This window comes from Flagellimonas lutaonensis (genome assembly GCF_000963865.1).
Lineage (GTDB): Bacteria > Bacteroidota > Bacteroidia > Flavobacteriales > Flavobacteriaceae > Flagellimonas_A > Flagellimonas_A lutaonensis.
The window spans coordinates 1,001,986-1,024,673 of the sequence record NZ_CP011071.1; the positions used below are offsets into that span (position 1 = coordinate 1,001,986).

A 22,688-nucleotide genomic window follows, 5' to 3' on the forward strand; every position below is an offset into this window, starting at 1 on the left:
CTGAATCGAGGATAGACGCTAACCAAAATTTAAAATAATGAACAATTGAGATGATGCACAACACTTTATATAAAATAAACTTTAATCCCCCATCGGGGGCTAGGGAGCCATGGAAAACGTACAAGCAATAAAACAGCGGTTTGAACTCATCGGCAACGATGTGAAGCTGAACCGTGCAATTGAAAAGGCCATTCAAGTGGCCCCTACGGACATCTCGGTCTTGGTGACCGGTGAAAGCGGTGTTGGCAAAGAGGCCATCCCAAAAATAATCCATTCGCTTTCGCACCGAAAGCACAGCAAATATATTGCGGTAAACTGCGGGGCCATCCCCGAGGGCACCATAGACAGTGAACTGTTTGGCCATGAGAAAGGGGCATTTACCGGGGCCACCCAGACCCGTAGCGGTTATTTTGAGGTAGCCGACGGGGGCACCATTTTTTTGGATGAGGTCGGTGAGCTTCCCCTGACCACCCAGGTGCGTTTGCTACGTGTACTTGAAAACGGTGAGTTCTTGAAAGTGGGTTCATCAAACGTTCAAAAAACGAACGTACGTATAGTGGCGGCCACCAACATTAATATGTTCGAGGCCATTAAAAAGGGAAAGTTTAGGGAAGACCTGTATTACCGATTGAGCACGGTTGAGATCAACATTCCGCCATTGCGCGAACGCCAAGGCGACATCCACCTGTTGTTCAGAAAATTTGCCTCCGATTTTGGCCAAAAATATAAGATGCCCACCATTCGCTTAGAGGATGATGCCGTGCAGCTCTTGCTCAATTACCGATGGCCGGGCAACATACGCCAATTGCGCAACATTGCCGAACAGATTTCCGTGTTGGAAGAAAAGCGCATCGTTTCAGCGGCCACCCTGAGCTCTTACCTACCAAACTACAATGCCTCAACCCTTCCTGCAGTCGTCGGACCAGAAAAAAAAGAAGGAGATTTTAGCAACGAGCGTGAAATTCTGTACAAGGTGCTCTTTGACATGAAAAGCGACCTGAACGATCTCAAAAAACTGACCTTAGAGCTACTCAAGAACAACGACAGCCAAAAAGTCCAGGAAGAAAACGAAGGGCTGATCCGTAAAATTTACGGTGGCGAACAGTCAGACCTCTCTGAAGAAAGCCATGCGGCAGAGGTGTTGCACCTACCTCAGCCGGTGGCCCAAAACGGTAATTCAGTAACACCACGGCCGGCACCAGCGCAACAAGAAGACCGGTATTCTTTTGCCGAGGAAATTGAAGAAGAGGAAACCCTATCTTTACAGGAGAAGGAAATCGAGCTCATCAAAAAATCGCTCGAACGCAATAACGGCAAACGAAAGGCAGCAGCTGCAGAGCTTGGCATTTCAGAACGCACGTTGTACAGAAAAATAAAACAGTACGATCTTTAAATCTATAGAAATTTGGAATTTGGAATTTGGAACTTTAAACAGGTCATAGTAAATGTTTTAGTAGCTTTTTTATGTGGATGGGCTTTTCTTTTAAATGGTTGCGGGGCCTATAATTTTTCAGGTGCCAGTACCGGTACCGCTGAGAGTTTTCAGGTAAATTTCTTTCAGAACATGGCCGACCAAAGCCCTGGCTCTACCTTTGAGCCCGGCCTAGACCGTGATTTTACTTTGGCACTTCAAGACCTGATTGCCAATTTGACCAGCCTAAACCTTACCAATTCGAACGCTGATTTGGTATTTGAAGGCGAAATCGTTGAATACAGGGTGGCCCCGATGACTGCAACAGCCAACCAAACCGCCGCACAGAACCGGCTGACCATGAGCGTGAACGTTCGCTTTTATAACAAGACAAAAGAAGAGGCCGATTTTGAAAGACGCTTCTCGTTTTTCTACGATTTTCCGGGCAACCAATTGTTAGAGTCGGTAAAGAGCGAAGCGCACCAAGTGCTGTTCGAACGTATTACACAAGATATTTTTAACGCCTCGTTGGCCGATTGGTAAGCCCATGAACGTTCAAGATTTCATAGCATTGCTGCAAAAACCGGCAACGATACTTTCTCCGAAGCAAACCCGCGAGTTGGAGGAAATCTTGGATGAATATCCCTATTTTCAAGCGGCGAGGGCACTTCACCTTAAAGGGTTGCACCAGTTAAAGAGCTACAAGTACAACAATGCCTTGAAGCTCACCGCAGCCCATACGGCAGACCGAGAGGTGCTGTTCGATTTTATTACTAGCAAAGAGTTTCTGCAGAACCAGATTGCAGATACCCTTGTCGGTAGAACCGCCAATATCTCAGACAGTGAGGTAGTGGCAGAAGAAGTCGAGCCGAGTGAAGAAATAGAAACATTGCTGCCAGAATCTGAAGAAGCGCCCTTGCCACAGAGCGCCAAGGATGCCGAACAGATTTTGAGCCCGCGCTTGTTTAAGACATCTGAAAAAGACACCCTCACCACATCTGAGGAAGAGTCGGGCCAAGAGCTCGAATTGGGCCAGCCGTTGCCCTTCACCAAAGATGAGCGGCATTCGTTCGCCGAATGGCTACAGCTTACCTCAAAGAGGCCGATCAAAAGGGAAAAAGGCAAAAAGATTGAAGATGATGAGCGCAAGAAAAAATTCGAATTGTTGGACAGGTTCATCGAGTCAAGCCCCAAAATTGTCCCAAAAGAAACAGAAGTCGTAAAGGTTAACATAAAAGAGTCGGTCACCATAGACCAAAACGAGTTGATGACCGAGACATTGGCCAAGGTCTATTTGGAACAAAAAAAGTTCAAAAAGGCCATTCAGGCGTATAAGATTTTGAGTTTGAAATATCCGGAAAAAAGTGGTTTCTTTGCAGACCGAATTCAAGCCGTTAAACGCTTGCAGAACGAAAACAAAGACTAGTGTTATGAGCACATTTACAATATTTTTGGTGTTGATCATTTTGGTCTGCCTATTGCTTGTTTTGGTCATTATGGTGCAAAACCCGAAAGGTGGCGGACTTTCATCTTCCTTCGGCGGAGGGGGCAGTCAAGTGGTCGGAGGTGTTAAAAAGACCGGCGATTTTCTCGACAAGAGTACTTGGACCCTGGCCACCCTGTTGATCGTTTTGATCTTGCTTTCAAACGTAAGCCTAAAGAGCAATTTCGGACAAGCCGATTCTAAGTTGTTGGATGGTGACGACATAGAGAACACCGTACCCGAAACAGTTCCTGAAGAGGTTCCAGAAGAGACCCCCTCAACGGATACAGGGGCAAATCCTTTGGATACCATCCAGTAAATAAATATGACAAAAAAGAATAAAATGCCAGCTTGAATGACAAGCTGGCATTTTTGTTTTAACAGAATGTCAGTTTTGGTGCCATGGCACAATTTCTGCCACCCTGTTTGAGGATTTTTAAAAAACTAATACCTAAAAATTAGAAATATGGCTAAAGTGAACATCAAACCATTGGCGGACAGGGTACTTGTCGAGCCCGTCGCTGCCGAGACCAAGACCGCATCAGGAATCATCATTCCTGACACTGCAAAAGAAAAGCCCCAAAAAGGCAAGATTGTGGCGGTAGGCCCGGGCACCAAAGACGAAAAAATGACCGTAAAGGTGGGCGACACCGTTCTCTACGGAAAGTACGCTGGCACAGAGTTGAAACTTGACGGCGTCGATTATTTGATGATGCGCGAAAGTGACATTCTAGCAATCGTATAGATTTTTCATAAGTAGCACCGCCAACAGCGGTATTAATAAAGCATAACCAAAAGTATAATTACATATTTCCCTTTTAAAAAGGACACAAAAACTAAATATTATGGCAAAAGACATTACGTTTGATATAGATGCCCGCGACGGCCTTAGAAAAGGTGTTGACGCCTTGGCCAATGCGGTAAAGGTAACGTTGGGGCCCAAAGGGCGAAACGTTATCATCACAAAATCATTCGGGGCTCCACAGGTAACCAAAGACGGTGTGACAGTGGCCAAAGAGATCGAGTTGGCCGATGCCCTTGAAAACATGGGTGCTCAAATGGTCAAAGAAGTGGCCTCAAAGACCAACGACCTGGCAGGTGACGGTACCACCACAGCTACTGTTCTTGCACAGGCAATCGTTAAAGAAGGCTTGAAAAACGTGGCAGCTGGCGCCAACCCTATGGACCTTAAAAGAGGTATCGATAAGGCAGTGGATGCCATTGTTGAAAATTTGGCCAAGCAATCTAAAAAAGTGGGTGACTCAACCGAGAAAATCAAGCAAGTTGCCGCTATTTCGGCAAACAACGACGAAGCCATCGGAGACTTGATTGCCCAAGCATTCGAAAAAGTGGGCAAAGAAGGTGTTATCACTGTTGAAGAGGCCAAAGGTACCGACACTTACGTCGATGTTGTAGAAGGTATGCAGTTTGACCGCGGTTACCTTTCTCCATACTTTGTTACCGATTCAGAAAAAATGGTGGCCGAGCTCGACAACCCTTACATCTTGCTTTTTGATAAGAAGATCTCTGCAATGAAAGACCTGCTTCCTGTATTGGAGCCTGTAGCACAATCTGGAAAGCCCCTATTGATCATTGCCGAAGATGTTGATGGTGAGGCATTGGCAACTTTGGTCGTCAACAAATTGCGCGGTTCACTGAAAATCGCTGCTGTAAAAGCTCCTGGTTTTGGTGACCGCAGAAAGGCAATGCTTGAAGATATTGCCATCTTGACCAATGGTACCGTAATTTCAGAAGAAAGAGGTTTCTCTCTTGAGAATGCCACCATCGATATGTTGGGTTCATGCGAGAAGGTAACTATCGACAAAGACAACACTACCATTGTAAATGGTTCAGGTTCTGCCGATAACATCAAGACCCGAGTTAACCAAATCAAGTCGCAGATCGAGACCACTACCTCTGATTACGACAAAGAAAAACTACAAGAGCGCTTGGCCAAATTGGCAGGCGGTGTGGCCGTACTTTACGTAGGTGCCGCTTCTGAAGTTGAGATGAAAGAGAAGAAAGACCGTGTTGACGATGCCCTGCATGCCACTAGGGCTGCCGTTGAAGAAGGTATCGTGGCCGGGGGTGGCGTTGCCCTGGTACGTGCCAAGTCGGTTCTTTCAAAAGTGGAAACCGAGAACGACGATGAGGCTACAGGTCTACAAATCGTGGCACGCGCCATCGAATCACCACTTAGAACCATTGTAGAAAACGCCGGCGGCGAAGGTTCTGTGGTTGTTGCCAAAGTTATGGATGGCAAAGGTGACTTCGGATATGATGCCAAAGCCGACAAATATGTTGAAATGATGAAAGCAGGTATCATCGACCCAACCAAGGTAACACGGGTTGCGTTGGAAAACGCCGCATCAGTGGCCGGAATGATTCTGACCACCGAGTGCGCCTTGACCGACATCAAAGAAGAAAACCCCGCACCTGCTATGCCAGGAGGCGGTGGAATGCCTGGCATGATGTAAAAGCCCCTAAATCCCCAAAGAGGATTTAAAAATCAAAACGCCCTGAATTTCAGGGCGTTTTTTTATTTACGGTCACATTAAAGTGTAAGCCACATACTGGAAGGCCATCCCGTTTGGTGCTAAAAATATTGCACAAGCATTGTGACCGCCATCACCAACATGATGGTATTTTCAATAAAGGTAGCCTCGGTCATGGGCAAATTAAGGGCAGTACCAAGACACGCACAGCGGATGCTTTTTTTATCCAGTAAGGTTTTGGTCACTCCAAAAGTGGTAATGCCCAAAATAACGACGGTCGCAATAAGTGCGGTTTGAATCTGAAATCGCATCAAGAACATGAGTCCGAGTGCAAGTTCCAAAAAAGGATAGACCCAACCATAGGCGGGCAACGCTTTTGCAAGCGGGTCGTACATACGAAAGCTATCAGGGAATCCTTTCAAATCCAGAAATTTGAAGAAACTGAACACGATATAGAACAGCCCCATAAAATCGAGCATGGCCTCGCCCATATCCCAATCCTTGTAGTTCAAAAAAAATGCTGCCGCAAAAAGGTACCCAAAAATCAAGAACAGCGGTCGAAGTTGATTCAGTTTTGAAGTCTCTTTGGGCACGGCCATTTCCATGGCATGATGCCCTTTTTCTTCAATTGAATATGTATCGGGTAAAGCTTTCTTTAGTTTTTGAATGGGCACATGACCGTTCATGGATATTTCTGCTTCCCCTTTCTTCAAATCAACCTCTACATGTCGAACCCCTTCGACCTGTGAGAGCTTTTCGGTTACCGAGGCAACACAACCCTCACAGGTCATTCCCGTGACCGAATAGGTATGCCTCATCGGTGATGTTTCTTACTATCATCGGAATCGTCTTCACGATACTTGCAACAGGGGTGAATGTTATCGTATGCCTCCTGTGTGGCCTTTAATTCTTTAGTGTCGTGCCCGACTTTTGCCAGAGCAGATTTTATCTCCATGGCGTTGGTCTTTCGCTCATCGACCACCAATGATAACTGGTGGGTGGGAATATCCCACTGGGCATACTTGACCCCTTTGACCCCCAAAGCGGCCTTTTCGATGCGCATCTTGCACATCTCACACTTACCATCGACCTCAAAGGTCATTTTCTTGTTTTTTTCCTGTGCATATCCCACCAAGGAAACAAACAAAAAAGCTAAAATCAATGTTACATTTCTCATATCAATAATTTGCATTTTATGATTTAAATCGAAATCCTGCGTACACCATACGCCCTAAAATCGGGGCGAACACAATAGTGGTATCAAAATTGGGGCCAAATGGATCATCTGCACCCAGCACAGGGTTGTCTTGCTTAAAGTTAGTCAAATTCTCACCGCCAAGATATACTTCGAATTTTTTTGAAAATACCTTGGTGATCTGGGCATTCATCAGGCTATAGCTCTCAGCAAAATCACCAAATTGAAAGTTTTCTATATTCGCGTTGCTACTTGGCAAACGCTGTTTGCCCAAGGTATGCAAGGTATAGTCGAACCGCCATTGGGCTCCGTTTTCCTTCTCAGGGGTATTGTAACCCAAATTGGCAAAGTACCGGTGTCGGGCCTGTAGCGGTTTTTGCAAGAATCCGGTTTGGTAATCGGTCTTTACATCGTAAAATTTATAAGCGGTGCGCAGCTCGAGCCGCGGCAGCACCTCGTGGTTGAGTTCTACCTGAAGGCTGTTGGCGTAGCTCTTGCCTTCTAAATTGGTAAAGACCACTTCACTCGGATTTTCCCAATCGACCACCACTTGGTTCTCAAAGTCGGTACGGTAAAAATCGATGGAAAAATCGCCCGGTCTTTCGAAAAGGGTGAAACCCTGTAAAAAACTGACGCCAAAGTTTACGGCCTTTTCAGGGTCAAAGCCGTACACTTCGCCTCCGTTACCTTGCAATTGTATTGTTCTGGACGAAGCGAACAATCGTTGGTTCTCGGCAAAGATGTTGGCAGCCCGGCGACCTATGCCGAAAGAACCCCTAAGACTCCCCTTTTCCCAAGGGGTGTAGCGAATATGGAACCTGGGCGTCACAAAATTGCCCAATCTATTGTGTGTATCAAACCTAAGGCCCGCTGTTAGGCTCACCTTTTCAAGGTCGTCGTAGCTATACTCAAAAAAGGCTCCGACCGAACGGTCTACCCGCTCAAAATCTTGGTTGTTCACCAACTCTTCATAACCATCGTAAGCAAAGGTCAGCCCTGTTTTGAACTTATGCTGGGTGTTGCTGATGATCGAGTTGAAAATGAGGTTCGAATAAATGCTCTCATGGTCAATATCATAGATGTTGAAGCCATAGTAAGAATCTTGTCGGTGCTTGCTGTACGAGGCCTGAAAACCAAAGCTCTGGTAGGGCAGCTCAGGAAATACATAACCCAACTTTACCGATGAGTCAAAGCGTTTGGTGTTGATTTCACTTCCCCAGGCATTGGTGGTGAACTTATCGGTATCGGGGTTGAACTGTTCTTGCCCAATTTGCTTTTCATCATTGAGAAACCGCACGTTCAAAAAACTCACCCACCCTTTTTCGGGGTCTTGGTATTGCCAGCGATTCTGTATATTGATCTGGTCTGACAACGGTGCATCCAAAAACCCATCTTCATTGTTATCAACCTCGACTGTTCGCTGGTTTCCGTGAAGGTAAATGCCTGTGCTCCATTTATCCGATAGTTTATGGTTTAAATGGGTGTTCAGTTCCAATCTACCGTTCAAGTTGGCGTAACCGTTCACGAAAATGGGTATATCGGTGAAGGGTTTGACCAGTTCGGTGTTTATCTGGCCCGAGATACTCTCATAACCGTTCACCACGCTGCCGGCGCCCTTGGTAATCTGGATGCTCTCTACCCATGTGCCTGGTGTAAAGGTAAGCCCATAGGTCTGCGAAGCGCCACGCACCATAGGAATGTTCTCTTGTGTGATCAACAGGTACGGACTCGTAAGGCCCAGCATCTGAATCTGTTTGGTGCCCGTCAGTGCATCGTTGAAATTGACATCGATGGCCGGGTTGGTCTCAAAACTTTCAGATAGGTTACAACAGGCTGCTTTCAGCAGTTCTGCGCTGTTGACGGTTACGATGTTTTGGGTAGAGAAATAGGCCTTTTGCACGGCATCCCTTTCTTTTTCAACAACCACCTCATCCAATTGGTTGGATGGCTCTAACCAGTGGTGTACCATTTTGGGTTCATCAATGGTCAAGGTATCTGTCTTAAAACCTATGTAACTGATGACCAGTTTGTTGTATTCCTTACTATAGGGAATGGAAAAAAGCCCCTCTTCGTTGGTAATGGTGCCTATCGGTGAGTCTAACCAATAGACATTGGCACCGGCAAGACCGATGTGTTTTTTTTCATCATTGGCCTCCATGACCATGCCCTCAACTTTTTCTTGGGCAGCCAATTGAACGCTGTTCAATAAGATTATGGCGAAAAACCATGTATATAATTTCATTTTGAATTTGATTTGATTTATGAATCGTGCTCTAATGCCAGATTTGAATATGGCAATAATTTCAAGAGATTCGCGCATTTGCTGAATCAAGTTCAGACCTGGCGAAAACAAATCAAATCAGGAAGACCTCGTGCAAAATGTTCAAATCTTGCACCAGAAATGGAGGAGGATATGTATGTAATGGTATGGGAAGTTGGTCTATATCGAGAAGCGTTCCCAAATAAGATTGGGCAAAGGTTGCCAAAACGACCTGATGCCCCAATTGAATGTCGTTCCAAGTCAATTTCAGGTCATCTTGCCCCTCAATTGTAAAGCTTTCATCGTCACAACAATGGTTGTCAATAGTTTCTAGCAATGTGGCGGCCACATCCATACCGCAATCCTCAGCTTGGGCAAAAAAGGAAATATCCATCACGCGGCCCATGCACAGGTGTTTATCGACCGTCCATGAAACGGTTGACAACAATAGTAACAAGGCCATTGCAGACGATACTGTTTTATGTACGAACGCTTTCACGCCGCAAAGTTAAAAAATATCAGTTTTTACCCCTGAAAAACCCTGTTTCTTAACAAATTTTGGCAGTTTCAAAGTTGTGAGTTTTACCGATTTGCCCCACTTTTACATCTTGTATAATTCATTTCTCATGCATACCATGTTCGAAACGCTGCGCCAGTCAGTCATAGAGATCCTCGAAAAAAAAGATGGTGATTCCACTGAAAAAATGCAGCAGATTTGTGATTTGCTTCGCAATACTGCTGATTATTATGACTGGGTAGGCTTCTATTTCAAAAACGGCGACAAACGCGAATTGAAACTGGGGCCCTATGCTGGCGAGCCTACCGATCACACCATCATTCCCTTTGGCAAGGGCATCTGCGGCCAAGTGGCCGAAAGCAACCAAAATTTTGTGGTGCCCGATGTTTCGGCCCAAGACAACTACATTGCCTGCAGCCTGACCGTCAAGTCTGAAATAGTGGTGCCCTTGTTCAAAAACGGCGAGAACATTGGCCAAATCGACATTGACTCGAACACGCCCGACCCCTTTACAGAGGCAGATGAGCGTTTTTTGGAATTTGTGAACCAAAAAGTGGCCGAGATCCTTTAAAACTTCGTTGTTTTTGTTGATAAACTACTCTGTTTCATCACCCCAAAAAAAGTAAATTTGGTGCTTTATTTTTCACTAGCACCTTTTTCATGAGCACTACCAAAAAAGCCACCTCGGCACTTATCTCCGTATTTCATAAAGACGGCCTGGAGCCGATTGTCAAAAAACTCGACGAACTTGGCGTAACCCTTTATTCTACGGGTGGCACCGAGAAATTCATCAAAGACCTCGGCATCGAGGTGATCGCCGTGGAAGATGTCACTAGCTACCCTTCGATTTTGGGCGGGCGTGTCAAGACCCTGCACCCAAAAGTATTCGGGGGTATATTGAACCGCCAAGACCATGAGGGCGATGTGGCCCAGATGGAAGAATTTGACATCCCACAACTTGACATTGTCATCGTGGACCTCTATCCCTTCGAAAAAACCGTGGCAAGCGGGGCCTCTGAGCAAGAGATTATTGAAAAAATCGACATTGGCGGCATCTCGCTTATACGTGCCGCTGCAAAAAATTACAAGGATGTTCTCTGCGTTTCCTCTATGGAGGATTATGCGGAGTTTCTTCACATTATTTCCGAAGGAAACGGCAGCACCACCCTTGAACAGCGCAAACGTTTTGCCACCAAGGCCTTTAACATCTCTTCGCACTACGACTCGGCCATCTTCAACCACTTCAACAAAGACCACGAAATGGCCGTATTGAAAATTAGTGAAACGAAGGGGAAAGTGCTCAGGTACGGCGAAAATCCGCACCAAAAAGGTTTTTTCTTCGGGGATTTCGATGCCATGTTCGACAAACTTCATGGCAAAGAGCTGTCGTACAACAATCTCTTGGATGTTGATGCCGCCATTAATTTGATGGAAGAATTCAAGAACGACGACCCCACTTTTGCCATTCTAAAGCACAACAATGCCTGTGGCCTCGCCACAAGGCCAACCATAAAACAAGCATATGTGGATGCCCTGGCGGGCGACCCCGTTTCTGCTTTTGGGGGCATTTTGATCAGCAACACGAAAATTGATTCGGCCACCGCAGAAGAAATACACAAACTGTTCTGTGAAGTGGTCATCGCGCCAAGCTATAGCGAGGAGGCATTGGGCATATTGAAAGGAAAAAAGAACCGTATCATTTTGGTGCAGAAAGAGGTTTCACTGCCCCCGACATTGGTCAGGACCTGCCTAAACGGGGTTTTGGCACAAGACAAGGACCACAAGACCGATTCGCTCAACGATTTGCAAAATGTGACCGGCAAAACCCCGAGTGCCCAAGAGTTGGACGACCTCATATTTGCCTCTAAATTGTGCAAACACACCAAGAGCAACACCATTGTCTTGGCCAAGAACAAACAATTGTGCGCCAGCGGCACGGGCCAGACCTCAAGGGTCGATGCCCTCAACCAAGCCATCCACAAGGCGAGATCCTTTGATTTTGACCTGGAAGGTGCAGTGATGGCGAGCGATGCATTTTTTCCGTTTCCCGACTGTGTCGAGATAGCCCATAAGGCTGGCATTACAGCGGTAATACAGCCCGGAGGCTCCATCAAAGACCAGTTGAGCATCGATTATTGCAACGAAAACGGCATGGCCATGGTGATGACGGGAATACGTCATTTTAAGCATTAATTTTGCTACATTTGCCGATAAACCTGATTAACGCTTATGGGATTCTTTGATTTTATGACCGAGGAAATTGCCATCGACCTCGGTACCGCCAATACCCTCATCATCCATATGGACAAAGTGGTGGTAGACAGCCCTTCGATAGTGGCACGTGACCGCATATCGGGCAAAATCATCGCTGTTGGCCGAGAAGCGAGCATGATGCAGGGCAAGACCCATGAGAACATCAAGACCATACGCCCATTGAAAGACGGTGTGATTGCCGACTTTGATGCTTCGGAAAAGATGATCAACATGTTCATCAAAAACATTCCGGCATTGAAGAAAAAATGGTTTCCACCGGCCTTGCGCATGGTCATCTGTATTCCTTCGGGCATTACCGAGGTAGAAATGCGGGCCGTTCGCGAATCGGCAGAGCGGGTAAACGGAAAAGAGGTCTATTTGATCCATGAGCCCATGGCGGCCGCCATCGGTATTGGCCTGGACATTATGCAGCCCAAAGGCAACATGATCGTCGATATCGGAGGGGGCACCACAGAAATCGCTGTAATTGCCCTGGGTGGAATCGTCTGTGACAAGTCGGTGAAAATCGCGGGTGATGTTTTTACCAACGACATCATTTATTACATGCGCACCCAACACAACCTCTACGTGGGTGAGAGCACTGCCGAGGCCATCAAAATAGAAATCGGTTCGGCCATCGAAGATCTAAAATCGCCCCCCGAAGACAAACAGATCCAAGGTCGCGACCTTCTGACGGGCAAACCAAAACAAGTCTCCATATCATACCGAGAAATAGCCAAGGCATTGGACAAGAGCATCCTTCGGGTTGAAGATGCGGTGATGGAAACATTATCACAAACACCACCGGAACTGGCAGCAGACATTTATAATACGGGCATCTATCTTGCCGGGGGTGGATCCATGTTACGTGGATTGGACCGTAGGCTTTCGCAAAAAACCGACCTACCGGTGTATATTGCCGAAGATCCGCTGCGTGCTGTGGTCAGGGGCACCGGCATTGCCCTGAAGAACCTAGAGCGCTACAAGAGTATTTTGATCAAATAGCATACCTGTGCCTAATCAGGCATTCAGTTCTGAACTTGGGGCGATAAAACAGTATTGAATGCAGCAGATAATCAATTTTATACTTCGGTACAAAAATTCATTTTTATATGTCTTTTTGGGATTGATAGCCATGGTGCTTACCATACGGTCGCATTCATACCACCAGTCAAAATTTTTTAACTCCTCAAAATGGCTGACCGCCAACATCTATGAAATCTCGAGCAATATTTCGGCATATTTCGATTTAAAGGAGGAAAACGAAAAACTATCCAAAGAAAACCAAGAACTCAGAATACTCTTGTTCAACCGCGACAGCCAATTGGTGAAACCCCTAGATACCGCTAGAGCAAAGTTCAATGTTATACCGGGTAAAGTGGTCAAGAACAGCTATGCCAACCTGCGAAACTACATTACCATCAATGTGGGCCGCAAACAAGGCGTTCGACAGGATATGGGGGTCATCACCCCGCAGGGAATTCTTGGTATCGTCGAGAACACTTCGAACAATTATTCGACGGTGCAGAGCATTCTCAACACCAAATCGAACATCAATGCCAAGGTGAAGAACACCAATTATTTTGGTTCACTTGTATGGAATGGGGAACGGTACGATGAGGTACAATTGGTGGACATTCCAAGGTTGGTGCCCTTGGTAGTGGGCGATACGATCGTAACCGGTGGCATGTCGAGTATTTTTCCTGAGGGAATACCCATCGGCACCATTAAAAAATATGAGTTGAACACCGCGCAGAGCTTTTATGACATTGAGGTGTCACTGTTCAACGACATGACCAATATCGGCCATATATATGTGATTGAAAGCTTTGACCGACCAGAGATTCTAGAACTTCAAGCAGAGACCGGCGATGAGCAATAATGTCATATTTACAAATATCGTTCGGTTTTTACTCTTGGTACTTTCACAAGTGCTCATTTTCAACCATTTGAACTTTTTTGGTTCGATCAACCCAATGGTCTACATCATTTTTCTGTACTGGTACCCCATTCGAGAGAACAGGGCCCTATTTTTATTGGTCTGTTTTTTATTAGGGCTTACCATTGATATTTTTTCAGACACCTTGGCCCTTCATACGTTTGCCTCTTTGACCATTGCCTACGCCCGCCCTGTGATCATGCGTTTCTGCTTTGGGGTAAACTACGAATTTCAGACATTCACTTTTAAAAACACCACCCGCATACAACGAATAACGTTTTTGGCCCTTTTGGTGTTGACGCATCATTTGATATTCTTTACGTTCGAAATTTTAAGTTTTTCACATATCCTATTACTTTTGAAAAAAGTTTTGCTCACCAGCATCTTGACCATTTTTATTTGTGTGATGCTCAGTTCGCTTTTTACAGTTCAGACTGAATAAAATGCTTATTTGAACGTTCTTTAAAGAAATAAAGGCCACAAAAATCTTTTCCCTAAAGGAATAACAATGAAGAAGTTACTGCTCTCATCCATTATTGTGATCATAGGCATTACCTATTTGGGCAGGCTTTCTTATCTGCAATTGTTCAGGTTTTCACCCAACCAAATTTTGGAAGATCCAGCGATAAAGGCCGTGTACGACTATCCTGAAAGAGGTTATATCTACGATAGAAACGGTAAGCTTCTTGTCGGCAACCAGCCAGCCTATGACGTTATGGTGATACCGAGGGAGGTTAAACCACTCGACACCCTTGAATTCTGCGGGCTATTGGGTATTGACAAACAGAAATTTATCGAGAGAATGAACAAGGCCCGGCATTATTCTCCAAGGCTTCCTTCTGTTTTGGTGCCCCAATTATCAAAAGAAGACTATGCCAAGCTTCAAGAAAAAATGAGGCGTTTTACGGGCTTTTATATCCAGAAACGCTCGTTGCGCTATTACGCCACCAATAGTGCGGCCAACGTGCTGGGCTATATCAGCGAGGTAAACGAGAACGATCTAAGGAGAAACCCATACTATGAAGCAGGCGAACTGATGGGCCGAACCGGTGTCGAAAAACAATACGAAAACATTCTCAGGGGGCGCAAAGGGGTAAAGTATATTCAAAAAGACCGGTTTAACCGCGATATTGGCCCTTATAAAGATGGTAAACTTGACACCCTGCCCGAACTGGGCAAAGAAATACACATTACCATTGATAAGACCCTACAGGAATATGGTGAACGTTTGATGAACGGCAAACGGGGTGGTATTGTAGCCATAGAGCCAAGCACGGGTGAAATACTGAGTCTGATATCGGGGCCCACTTATGATCCGGCCCTATTGGTGGGGCGTGAAAGATCGGCCAACTATACCAAACTGCATTACGATACCATAGCAAAGCCCACATGGGACCGCTCCATATTGGCAGAACCTTCGCCAGGATCGCCCTTTAAGGCACTAAATGCCCTGGTCGGACTTCAAGAAGGGGTCATCACCCCTGATACAAAGTTTACATGTTACAACGGTTTCTACGTTGGAAACAATAAACGGGGTTGCCATTGCGGCGGCGGTGTACGAAACCTGAACTCTGGCATATACCGCTCTTGCAATGCTTACTTTGCGGGCACCTTCAGAAAAATTTTCGGCAAGTTTGAAACCACCGATGAGGGTATGGATGTTTGGGAAAAGCATATGAAAAGCTTTGGCTTGGGCAACTATCTGGGCACTGACCTGCCCACCGGCCGGCCAGGTAGAATTCCCAGTAAGGAATATTACGATAAATGGTACGGAGACAACCGATGGGCCTCGTCTACCATTATATCAAATGCCATTGGCCAAGGCGAAGTGGCCGCCACCCCATTGCAGTTGGCCAATATGACGGCAGCCATTGCAAACCGCGGCTATTACTATACTCCCCATGTCATCAAAAAAATTGGCAGCTCTGAAAATATTGACCCTAAATTCAAAGAAAAACGCTACACCTCAATCGACCGAGAGCATTTTGAACCCATTATTGAGGGCATGACCAATGTTTATGAATATGGGACGGCCAAGTGGATTCAAATACCCGATATCACCATTGCTGGTAAAACGGGTACGGTAGAGAACTTTACACGAATCGATGGTGAAAGGGTGCAGCTTACCGACCATTCGGTTTTTGTTGCCTTTGCTCCGGTTGAAAACCCCAAGATTGCCATTGCTGTCTATATCGAAAACGGATACTACGGTGCCCGATACGCTGGGCACATAGCCTCTTTGATGATCGAAAAGTATATCAAGGGCAAAATCACAAGAAAGGATCTAGAGAAAAAAATGTTGGAAAAAACACTCGAACATGAATACGCCAAGCCCTATAGTGGTGAACCTTTCAAGATAAATGAGTATGTCTGGTAAGAGTGTACTACGAAGATTGGATTGGCTTACCGTTTTTTTTTATGTCTTGCTGGTCTTTATTGGTTGGATCAACATCTATTCTACCACCTTGGGTGAGGGCCACACATCGATCTTCGACTTCTCGACCCTGTATGGCAAACAATTGTTCTTTATTCTCTTCAGTGTTACCGCAGCCTTTTTTGTATTCTTTATTGAGAGTGGCTTTTTTGAGCGCTTTGCCAGTATTTTCTATCTCATCTCATTGGTATTGCTAATCGGACTCTTTCTCTTTGGAAAGACCATTGCAGGCGCCACCTCATGGTACGACCTGGGCTTTTTCAACCTACAGCCCTCAGAGCTGGCAAAAGTTACCACTGCACTTGCCTTGGCCAAATACCTGAGCGATATTCAGACCGACATAAGAAATAGACGGCACCAATTGTATGCCTCGCTCATTATTTTGGTGCCGGCCTTGTTGATTTTGCCCCAACCCGACCCGGGAAGTTCACTGATTTTCTTTTCGTTGTTCTTTGTGCTGTTCAGAGAGGGGCTGCCACTCTATTACTTTTTGGTGCCCATAATATTGGTGGTCTTGTTCGCCACCACCTTGATGTTCGGCACTGTTTGGGTGGCCATAGCCTTGGTATTGTTGTTTGTACTCTTTTTTCTGTTTAAGAAACCTACTGTCAAAGTTCGTGTGCTGCCTCTGGTGCTGGTATTCGTGACATCGGTTCTCTTTTCACTATCGGTCAATTTTGTCTTTGAAAACGTATTTGAACAACGCCACAGGGATAGGTTTGCTCTTTGGCTCGGACTTGAAAAAGACGAGGCCAAACTTGACCAAATAAGAAAAACCATAGGCTATAATACCTACCAATCGGAGAAAGCCATTGAATCGGGCGGGTTTTTTGGCAAAGGCTTTCTAGAAGGTACGCGAACCAAGGGCGATTTCGTGCCCGAACAACATACCGACTATATATTCAGCTCTGTGGGCGAAGAATGGGGCTTTCTCGGTACCGCAGCCGTAATCCTTATTTTTTCGTTCTTTTTCTTGCGCCTCATCCATTTGGCAGAACGGCAGAAGAACGCATTTGTTCGCATGTACGGCTATGGGGTCATCTCAATATTGTTCATTCACTACCTCATCAATATTGGCATGGTGATTGGTCTGTTGCCCACTATTGGCATTCCCCTGCCCTTTTTTAGTTATGGGGGATCGGGCATGGTGTTTTTTACCCTCTTGCTGTTCATCTTTTTAAAGCTTGACTCAAACCGATTGAGGGAAGGTATCTAGAATTTCCAAAGGGAGGTATCGATGCGGCTTTCTATTGCTGCTTCACGTTCTTCATCCATTTTTTCAAAGAAATCGATTCCAGTGATATTCTCAAGACTATCCAATGTGACGACAAAGTTTTTTAAGGGTACCGTGGTTTCCTCATGGGGCAGCAAAAAGGCCAGTGCATAAACTTTATTTTCCTCCTCCCTGAAAACTACCTTGTAAAATTGGTTTGGCACATCGACGCCCTCTTCCCCTATTTCTTTTAATCCTGGCTGCAGCACTCCCCCCGCAATCACATACAGTTTGCCATATCTTTTGCACCACTGCCTGATTTGCTGCTCTAACCGGTTCCACACCCCTGCGTTGAAGTCTTTTTTTTGCGGACTGATATTGCTTGTATAAAAAGTTTCGTTATAGGCCTGCTCAGAAAAACGGCGGTCCCCTGCCGGGCATAAGTGCCCTCTGTCAAATCCCGAACCCTTGTAGTTGCGCCAGTCGGCAGATTTGGTTTTTACTTTTGGGTCTTCTATAAAATAGGGCCGTTCCCTATCATCGTATGTCAGGTGTTTTCTTGACAGTTCGTATGCCACCCATTCGGCCTGCTCATGTGGCTCACTATATGACAACATGTAGTGGTCATGGATGACCATTTGGCCAAAAGTGCTACTTGGCAAAAATAATCTTTCGAACGGCAGGGCACTCACCTCATCTTTGTCTGATGAGTAGTGGGCAGGGGTATAGAAATTATCAAACAACCAAAATCCTACGACACAAACTATCAGTAAAAGTGTATAGACCGTTTTTCTGTTCATAAAAAAAGTTTGGCCAAAGATAGGGCCGCATTTGATTAATGGAAAACCATACAACAGGCCCCAAACAAAAAAGCCCTGGCCGCATACGGCCAGGGCTTTCGATATGCCTTGAAATATTTCTTACCCTTTTACACTAGCCAATTTTGTGTTGCTACCTCTAAAATTGTTCATTTTCAAGTCCTTCAACACATTGATGGCTTCTTCAACGTAAACGTCTTTGGCCAGTTCTTGATGCCATCGGTTTCTTTTTTCCCTCAACACTGAATCTTTGGTAAAGAGCTCTGTCTCGTACTTCAACGAATTAAAAGTCAGTTTTGAATCGTAATTTCTCAAGCTCTTGAAATACTTTGAACGCTCTTTGGCCCTCTGTTCCCTTATCTTATAGGCATCATAGTTCAAAGATATTACCGTCTCATCTTGCTGCTCTTTGAGCCACTTGGCATTTTCTTCGATCAGTTTTACCTGTGGATTGTTTGCCAGACGTTTTTTGCTGTTGGCCACTGCAGTTTCAAAATCAATGTATCCGTCCCAAATTTCATAATCGGCAGGGGTAATCTTGTCCCATCCCAAAGGATTTTCCTGGTCTTTCTCACCAAGGTCGATGTAACTGTACTTATCGGGAACAACAATGTCGCTTTTTACACCTTCCAATTGGGTCGAACCACCATTGATGCGGTAAAACTTTTGGGTAGTCAATTTAATGGCCCCCAAATCGCCATGTTCGTTGCTTCGAACGATGTTGTCCAGCGGAATTACATTTTGTACCGTACCTTTTCCGAAGGTTTGTTTGCTACCGATGACAATGGCCCTTTTATAGTCTTGCATGGCGGCGGCCAAAATTTCAGAGGCTGAAGCGGACAATTCGTTCACCAAAATCACCAATGGCCCATCCCATTGAATGCGCTCATCTTTGTCTTCGTGGACCTCTTTGCGCTGCCCCGACGATTTCACCTGTACAATTGGCCCCTGCTTGATGAACAGTCCGGCCATTTCCACTACGGTCTTCAAAGAACCTCCACCGTTATCGCGCAAATCCAGAACAAGTCCTTCGATTCCCTCTTCTTTCAGGCGCTCGACCTCTTTCGCCACATCTGTTGCTGCATTTCGCTCAGAGTAATCTTCAAAGTCAACATAGAATTTCGGCAGATGGATGATACCATATTTCATATCATCTTTGGTGACCGTGGCAGACTTTGCGAACGATTCTTCCAAAACCACCACATCCCGGGTCACCGAAACGGTTTCAATGGTTCCATCGACCCGCCTCACGGTCAAGTTCACCACCGTGCCTTTTGGGCCCTTGATCAATTTTATGGCATCATCAAGTCGCATGCCCACAATATCTATGGGCTCTTCACCTTCTTGGCCCACTTTCAGAATTTCATCACCGACCTCAAGGCTTTGGGCCCTCCAAACAGGACCACCTGATATAATTTCAACAATACGGGCACCTTCAGGCTTCTTCTGCAAACGGGCCCCAATACCCTCAAACTTGCCTGACATGCTTATGTCAAATTTGTCTTTGTCATCGGGGGCGAAGTAAAAAGTGTGCGGATCAAATTCCTCAACGATCGTGTTCACATATTGCACGAACCAATCTTTGCGTTCGAGGTCATCGACAAAGTCAAAGAATTCATCAAGTGTATTGCGCGTGGTCTCACGGGCAGCTGTTTCAATCTCAGCGACGGTCATGTCTCCAACATTCTCTTTGGCCATCTTTATACTCTTTGCCTGGCCCGAAACACCTGCGATATCTGCAGCGGAACCATCTTTGGTATAGCCGGCCCCCTGGCCCAAATCGGCGATCTTGTTGTCATAGATGCCAAGGGTGTTGTATTTTAGTTGTTTTCTCCAACGTTCTTTCAGCTCTTTCTTGTTTTTGGCAAAGGGCTCTTTGCTGTAATCGATATTGATCTGTTCTTCGATCGTGTAGTCAAAAGGCTCATCCAATATCTCTTTGTAGAGTTCTTTGGCCTCATCCATACGCTTCATCAAGCGTTGGTACACCAAATTGAAGAAGGTGATGTCGGTGTTCTTTATCTGGTCGTCAATCTGATATCTGTATTGCTCAAATTCGTCGATATCGCTCTGCAAAAAGTATCGCTTGGTAGGATCAATGACATCTATAAAATCGTCAAAGACATTTGACGAAAAATTGTCGTTGATCTCTTTGGGCTCATAGTGCCCCTTTTCAAGCACATAGGTAATCAAATCGAGTAGAAGCTTGTCTTTATCATTGGTATCAAACGATTTATTGGTAAAACTGCAAGAAGCTATGGCTACCAAAATCACTAAAAAAGCCAACGTGAAGTTCTTTTTCATAAACATATTTTTAATTTGGGGGACATTTAGCCTTAATGCCTTGTTCACTCTTCATTTGTTTTTCTTCCAATTCCCTAAGATACAGAAAAAACCATGCCAGTATCTGATACGGCATTTAATTTTTTGTTAAACGGGGCATATACCATATCCTTATGAAAAACGTATTTTTGCCGCATTAAGTATGCCCGATGAAAAAACCCTTGATTCTTGTCACAAATGACGACGGTATAACAGCCCCTGGGTTGCGCGCCTTGATCTCGGTGATGAAAGAAATCGGCGAGGTGGTCGTAGTGGCCCCCGACAGTCCGCAATCGGGCATGGGCCATGCCATTACCCTAGACAACACCCTCTATTCGAAAAAAGTGGTCATCGACAAAGAGAAGGGAGCCCCGCTTGAGTACAGTTGCAGTGGCACCCCGGCTGATTGTGTAAAACTGGCTCTGCAAGAACTATTGGACCGTAGGCCCGACATTTGTGTGAGTGGCATCAACCATGGCTCCAATTCATCGATCAATGTCATTTATTCAGGTACCATGAGCGCTGCCATAGAGGCCGGTATCGAAGGGGTGCCCGCCATTGGTTTTTCGCTCTGTGATTACGGTTGGGACGCTGATTTTCAACCTTCACTTAAATTTGTAAAGAAAATTGTTGTAGAGACCTTAAAAAATGGCATCCCGAAAGGAACCGTGCTCAATGTAAACATTCCCAAAACGGATGGAACACCTCCAAAGGGTATCAAAATATGCCGTCAGGCAAGGGCCAATTGGAAGGAAAAATTCGACAAACGCACGAGTCCAACCGGAAAAGAATATTATTGGCTGACGGGCGAGTTCGAATTATTGGACAAAGGCGAGGATACCGACGAATGGGCACTTGCCCATGGTTATGTCTCTGTGGTGCCCACACAGTTCGACCTCACCGCCCACCACACTATACCACAATTGAACAACTGGACATTGAATGAACAAGAATAAAGAAGTTATCATCGGTTTTTTGGTCGGCATCATTGCCAACACATTCGGTACATTGTTGTATATACTGCTCTTTTCAGACATGGGCATAGCGGACACCTTAAAGACGGCAACTGCACAAGACCATTTGGGCAGCCTCTTGGCATTGGGTGCCATTTTGAACTTGGTGGCCTTCTTTGGTTTTCTTAGGATAAAAAGAGATTTAAGGGCACGCGGTGTAATGATTGCAACCCTTTTGACTGCCTTGATTATTCTGTTCTACAAAATTTTCTAGTGCATGAAGTATTACATCATAGCTGGGGAAGCTTCGGGTGATCTTCATGGATCCAACCTTATCAAGGCGCTTAAAAAGAAGGACGCCCAGGCCCAAATTCGATGTTGGGGCGGTGACCTTATGCAAGCTGCCGGTGGTGAGTTGACCAAGCATTACAAAGAAATGGCCTTTATGGGATTTTTTGAGGTCATTGCCAACATTCCAGCTATTCTGGGCAATATCAAATACTGCAAAAAAGATATTGAGGCCTTTGGCCCCAACGTCATCATTTTCATAGATTTTTCAGGCTTTAACCTTCGCATTGCCAAATGGGCCAAGAAAAAGGGCTACAAAACAAATTACTACATATCTCCACAGATCTGGGCATCGCGTGAGGGGCGTATCAAGACCATCAAAAAGACCATCGACAAGATGTACGTCATACTTCCTTTTGAAAAGGGTTTCTATGAAAAAAAACATGGGTATCCGGTAGCGTTTGTTGGTCACCCGTTGATCGATGCCATTGAAAATTCCGACGTATTGGATGAAAGGACTTTTCGTTCCAAAAACAACCTTTCTCAGCAAAAGCCCATTATCGCGCTCTTGCCCGGAAGCCGAAGGCAAGAGGTGCAAAAAATGCTTCGGGTCATGCTGGCAGTGGTGCCCGATTTTCCGGAATATCAATTTGTAATTGCGGGGGCACCGAGTCTTGATGAAGGGTTTTACAACGATTTTATGACCGACTCAGTAACCTTTGTTTCTGGCCAGACCTATTCGCTCTTGGCGAATTCACATGCCGCCCTGGTGACCAGTGGAACCGCCACTTTAGAAACGGCTCTCTTTCAGGTGCCCCAAGTGGTCTGTTATAAAGGCAATTGGATCTCGTACCAAATCGCTAAACGCATCATCACCCTCGACTATATTTCGCTGGTAAACCTGATTATGGACAAAGAAGTGGTAAAAGAGCTCATACAGGGGCAACTTACGCCCCAAAACCTGAAAAGTGAACTTACAAAAATACTCGACGGGCCCGCACGAAACCAGATGCTTTCAGATTATGAGGCGTTGAGAAAAAAATTGGGGGGCAGGGGTGCCAGCGACAAGGCTGCCGCGTTAATTGTCGAAAATATGTAATTTTATTC

Annotated in this window: 22 protein-coding genes; 16 read left to right on the forward strand and 6 right to left on the reverse strand. The window is 45.5% G+C overall.

Annotated elements, in window-relative coordinates; genetic code table 11:
• The first annotated feature begins 109 nt into the window (after positions 1-109).
• The 6 genes from VC82_RS04750 (at position 110) to groL (ending at position 5,371) form a co-directional block, all read left to right on the forward strand.
• Positions 110-1,393 carry a sigma-54 interaction domain-containing protein gene (locus VC82_RS04750; RefSeq protein ID WP_045801348.1) on the forward strand — a complete coding sequence of 428 codons (1,284 nt, stop codon included), beginning with the start codon at positions 110-112 and terminating at the stop codon, positions 1,391-1,393.
• Positions 1,394-1,438: 45 nt separating this feature from the next.
• Positions 1,439-1,954 carry an LptE family protein gene (locus VC82_RS04755; protein WP_045803256.1) on the forward strand — a complete coding sequence of 172 codons (516 nt, stop codon included), beginning with the start codon at positions 1,439-1,441 and terminating at the stop codon, positions 1,952-1,954.
• Positions 1,955-1,958: 4 nt separating this feature from the next.
• Positions 1,959-2,837 carry a hypothetical protein gene (locus tag VC82_RS04760; protein WP_045801349.1) on the forward strand — a complete coding sequence of 293 codons (879 nt, stop codon included), beginning with the start codon at positions 1,959-1,961 and terminating at the stop codon, positions 2,835-2,837.
• A gap of 4 nt (positions 2,838-2,841) precedes the next feature.
• On the forward strand, positions 2,842-3,213 hold the full coding sequence (gene secG / locus VC82_RS04765; protein ID WP_045801350.1) for a preprotein translocase subunit SecG: 372 nt from the start codon (positions 2,842-2,844) through the stop codon (positions 3,211-3,213).
• A gap of 147 nt (positions 3,214-3,360) precedes the next feature.
• Positions 3,361-3,639: a co-chaperone GroES gene (locus tag VC82_RS04770; RefSeq protein ID WP_045801351.1), complete on the forward strand. Its 279-nt coding sequence runs from the start codon at positions 3,361-3,363 to the stop codon at positions 3,637-3,639.
• Positions 3,640-3,739: 100 nt separating this feature from the next.
• Entirely contained in the window at positions 3,740-5,371 is a 1,632-nt protein-coding gene (gene groL / locus VC82_RS04775; RefSeq protein ID WP_045801352.1) for a chaperonin GroEL, read from the forward strand.
• 119 nt (positions 5,372-5,490) lie between these two features.
• On the opposite strand, the gene VC82_RS04780 is transcribed toward groL, so the two are convergent.
• The 4 genes from VC82_RS04780 to VC82_RS04795 form a co-directional block, all read right to left on the reverse strand.
• The gene (locus VC82_RS04780; RefSeq protein WP_045801353.1) at positions 5,491-6,207 is read right to left on the reverse strand and encodes a heavy-metal-associated domain-containing protein; all 717 of its coding nucleotides are present in this window, start codon (positions 6,205-6,207) and stop codon (positions 5,491-5,493) included.
• Positions 6,204-6,566 (reverse strand): heavy-metal-associated domain-containing protein, encoded by a 363-nt coding sequence (locus tag VC82_RS04785; protein ID WP_045803257.1) that lies wholly within the window; start codon positions 6,564-6,566, stop codon positions 6,204-6,206. Before VC82_RS04785 ends, VC82_RS04780 begins: the two co-directional genes overlap by 4 nt.
• 16 nt (positions 6,567-6,582) lie before the next feature.
• The gene (locus VC82_RS04790) at positions 6,583-8,826 is read right to left on the reverse strand and encodes a TonB-dependent receptor (RefSeq protein WP_045803258.1); all 2,244 of its coding nucleotides are present in this window, start codon (positions 8,824-8,826) and stop codon (positions 6,583-6,585) included.
• A gap of 112 nt (positions 8,827-8,938) precedes the next feature.
• A complete protein-coding gene (locus VC82_RS04795) occupies positions 8,939-9,343 on the reverse strand; it encodes an HYC_CC_PP family protein (RefSeq protein ID WP_417935063.1) in 405 nt (134 codons plus the stop codon).
• 136 nt (positions 9,344-9,479) lie between these two features.
• On the opposite strand from VC82_RS04795, the gene VC82_RS04800 reads away from it, so the two are divergent.
• From VC82_RS04800 to rodA, 7 genes are all read left to right on the forward strand, one after another.
• On the forward strand, positions 9,480-9,932 hold the full coding sequence (locus VC82_RS04800) for a GAF domain-containing protein (RefSeq protein ID WP_045803259.1): 453 nt from the start codon (positions 9,480-9,482) through the stop codon (positions 9,930-9,932).
• Between the two features lie 89 nt (positions 9,933-10,021).
• Entirely contained in the window at positions 10,022-11,554 is a 1,533-nt protein-coding gene (gene purH / locus VC82_RS04805; protein ID WP_045801355.1) for a bifunctional phosphoribosylaminoimidazolecarboxamide formyltransferase/IMP cyclohydrolase, read from the forward strand.
• 36 nt (positions 11,555-11,590) lie between these two features.
• Complete coding sequence (locus VC82_RS04810; protein ID WP_045801356.1) at positions 11,591-12,619, forward strand: rod shape-determining protein; 1,029 nt, start codon at positions 11,591-11,593, stop codon at positions 12,617-12,619.
• Between the two features lie 58 nt (positions 12,620-12,677).
• Complete coding sequence (gene mreC, locus VC82_RS04815; RefSeq protein ID WP_045801357.1) at positions 12,678-13,496, forward strand: rod shape-determining protein MreC; 819 nt, start codon at positions 12,678-12,680, stop codon at positions 13,494-13,496.
• Positions 13,486-13,995, forward strand: coding sequence for a hypothetical protein (locus VC82_RS04820; RefSeq protein ID WP_045801358.1), 510 nt, complete (start codon positions 13,486-13,488; stop codon positions 13,993-13,995). Before mreC ends, VC82_RS04820 begins: the two co-directional genes overlap by 11 nt.
• Positions 13,996-14,061: 66 nt before the next feature.
• Entirely contained in the window at positions 14,062-15,930 is a 1,869-nt protein-coding gene (gene mrdA / locus VC82_RS04825) for a penicillin-binding protein 2 (protein WP_045801359.1), read from the forward strand.
• Positions 15,920-17,203 (forward strand): rod shape-determining protein RodA, encoded by a 1,284-nt coding sequence (gene rodA, locus VC82_RS04830; RefSeq protein ID WP_045801360.1) that lies wholly within the window; start codon positions 15,920-15,922, stop codon positions 17,201-17,203. Before mrdA ends, rodA begins: the two co-directional genes overlap by 11 nt.
• Here the strand turns inward: rodA and VC82_RS04835 are convergent.
• Together VC82_RS04835 and VC82_RS04840 are read right to left on the reverse strand one after the other, a co-directional pair.
• Positions 17,200-18,000, reverse strand: a complete 801-nt coding sequence (locus VC82_RS04835; protein ID WP_045801361.1) for a DNA/RNA non-specific endonuclease — start codon at positions 17,998-18,000, stop codon at positions 17,200-17,202. The two genes, rodA and VC82_RS04835, sit on opposite strands and share 4 nt — an antisense overlap.
• 120 nt (positions 18,001-18,120) lie before the next feature.
• Positions 18,121-20,322, reverse strand: a complete 2,202-nt coding sequence (locus VC82_RS04840; RefSeq protein ID WP_045803260.1) for a carboxy terminal-processing peptidase — start codon at positions 20,320-20,322, stop codon at positions 18,121-18,123.
• A 188-nt stretch (positions 20,323-20,510) separates the two neighbouring features.
• Here VC82_RS04840 and surE point away from each other — a divergent pair, with 188 nt between their 5' ends.
• Genes surE through lpxB form a run of 3 tightly spaced genes read left to right on the forward strand, consistent with a single transcriptional unit; the run spans position 20,511 to position 22,680 of the window.
• Complete coding sequence (surE, locus tag VC82_RS04845) at positions 20,511-21,296, forward strand: 5'/3'-nucleotidase SurE (RefSeq protein WP_045801362.1); 786 nt, start codon at positions 20,511-20,513, stop codon at positions 21,294-21,296.
• Positions 21,283-21,567 (forward strand): hypothetical protein, encoded by a 285-nt coding sequence (locus VC82_RS04850; protein ID WP_045801363.1) that lies wholly within the window; start codon positions 21,283-21,285, stop codon positions 21,565-21,567. Before surE ends, VC82_RS04850 begins: the two co-directional genes overlap by 14 nt.
• Positions 21,568-21,570: 3 nt before the next feature.
• Positions 21,571-22,680, forward strand: coding sequence for a lipid-A-disaccharide synthase (lpxB, locus tag VC82_RS04855; RefSeq protein ID WP_045801364.1), 1,110 nt, complete (start codon positions 21,571-21,573; stop codon positions 22,678-22,680).
• Positions 22,681-22,688 lie beyond the last annotated feature (8 nt).

Coding starts and splice junctions, on each gene's coding strand:
- VC82_RS04750 (WP_045801348.1), top strand. CDS start 110: ATGGAAAACGTACAAGCAATAAAACAGCGGTTTGAACTCATCGGCAAC.
- VC82_RS04760 (WP_045801349.1), top strand. CDS start 1,959: ATGAACGTTCAAGATTTCATAGCATTGCTGCAAAAACCGGCAACGATA.
- secG (WP_045801350.1), top strand. CDS start 2,842: ATGAGCACATTTACAATATTTTTGGTGTTGATCATTTTGGTCTGCCTA.
- VC82_RS04770 (WP_045801351.1), top strand. CDS start 3,361: ATGGCTAAAGTGAACATCAAACCATTGGCGGACAGGGTACTTGTCGAG.
- groL (WP_045801352.1), top strand. CDS start 3,740: ATGGCAAAAGACATTACGTTTGATATAGATGCCCGCGACGGCCTTAGA.
- VC82_RS04780 (WP_045801353.1), bottom strand. CDS start 6,207: ATGAGGCATACCTATTCGGTCACGGGAATGACCTGTGAGGGTTGTGTT.
- VC82_RS04785 (WP_045803257.1), bottom strand. CDS start 6,566: ATGAGAAATGTAACATTGATTTTAGCTTTTTTGTTTGTTTCCTTGGTG.
- VC82_RS04790 (WP_045803258.1), bottom strand. CDS start 8,826: ATGAAATTATATACATGGTTTTTCGCCATAATCTTATTGAACAGCGTT.
- VC82_RS04800 (WP_045803259.1), top strand. CDS start 9,480: ATGTTCGAAACGCTGCGCCAGTCAGTCATAGAGATCCTCGAAAAAAAA.
- purH (WP_045801355.1), top strand. CDS start 10,022: ATGAGCACTACCAAAAAAGCCACCTCGGCACTTATCTCCGTATTTCAT.
- VC82_RS04810 (WP_045801356.1), top strand. CDS start 11,591: ATGGGATTCTTTGATTTTATGACCGAGGAAATTGCCATCGACCTCGGT.
- mreC (WP_045801357.1), top strand. CDS start 12,678: ATGCAGCAGATAATCAATTTTATACTTCGGTACAAAAATTCATTTTTA.
- VC82_RS04820 (WP_045801358.1), top strand. CDS start 13,486: ATGAGCAATAATGTCATATTTACAAATATCGTTCGGTTTTTACTCTTG.
- mrdA (WP_045801359.1), top strand. CDS start 14,062: ATGAAGAAGTTACTGCTCTCATCCATTATTGTGATCATAGGCATTACC.
- rodA (WP_045801360.1), top strand. CDS start 15,920: ATGTCTGGTAAGAGTGTACTACGAAGATTGGATTGGCTTACCGTTTTT.
- VC82_RS04835 (WP_045801361.1), bottom strand. CDS start 18,000: ATGAACAGAAAAACGGTCTATACACTTTTACTGATAGTTTGTGTCGTA.
- VC82_RS04840 (WP_045803260.1), bottom strand. CDS start 20,322: ATGAAAAAGAACTTCACGTTGGCTTTTTTAGTGATTTTGGTAGCCATA.
- surE (WP_045801362.1), top strand. CDS start 20,511: ATGAAAAAACCCTTGATTCTTGTCACAAATGACGACGGTATAACAGCC.
- VC82_RS04850 (WP_045801363.1), top strand. CDS start 21,283: ATGAACAAGAATAAAGAAGTTATCATCGGTTTTTTGGTCGGCATCATT.
- lpxB (WP_045801364.1), top strand. CDS start 21,571: ATGAAGTATTACATCATAGCTGGGGAAGCTTCGGGTGATCTTCATGGA.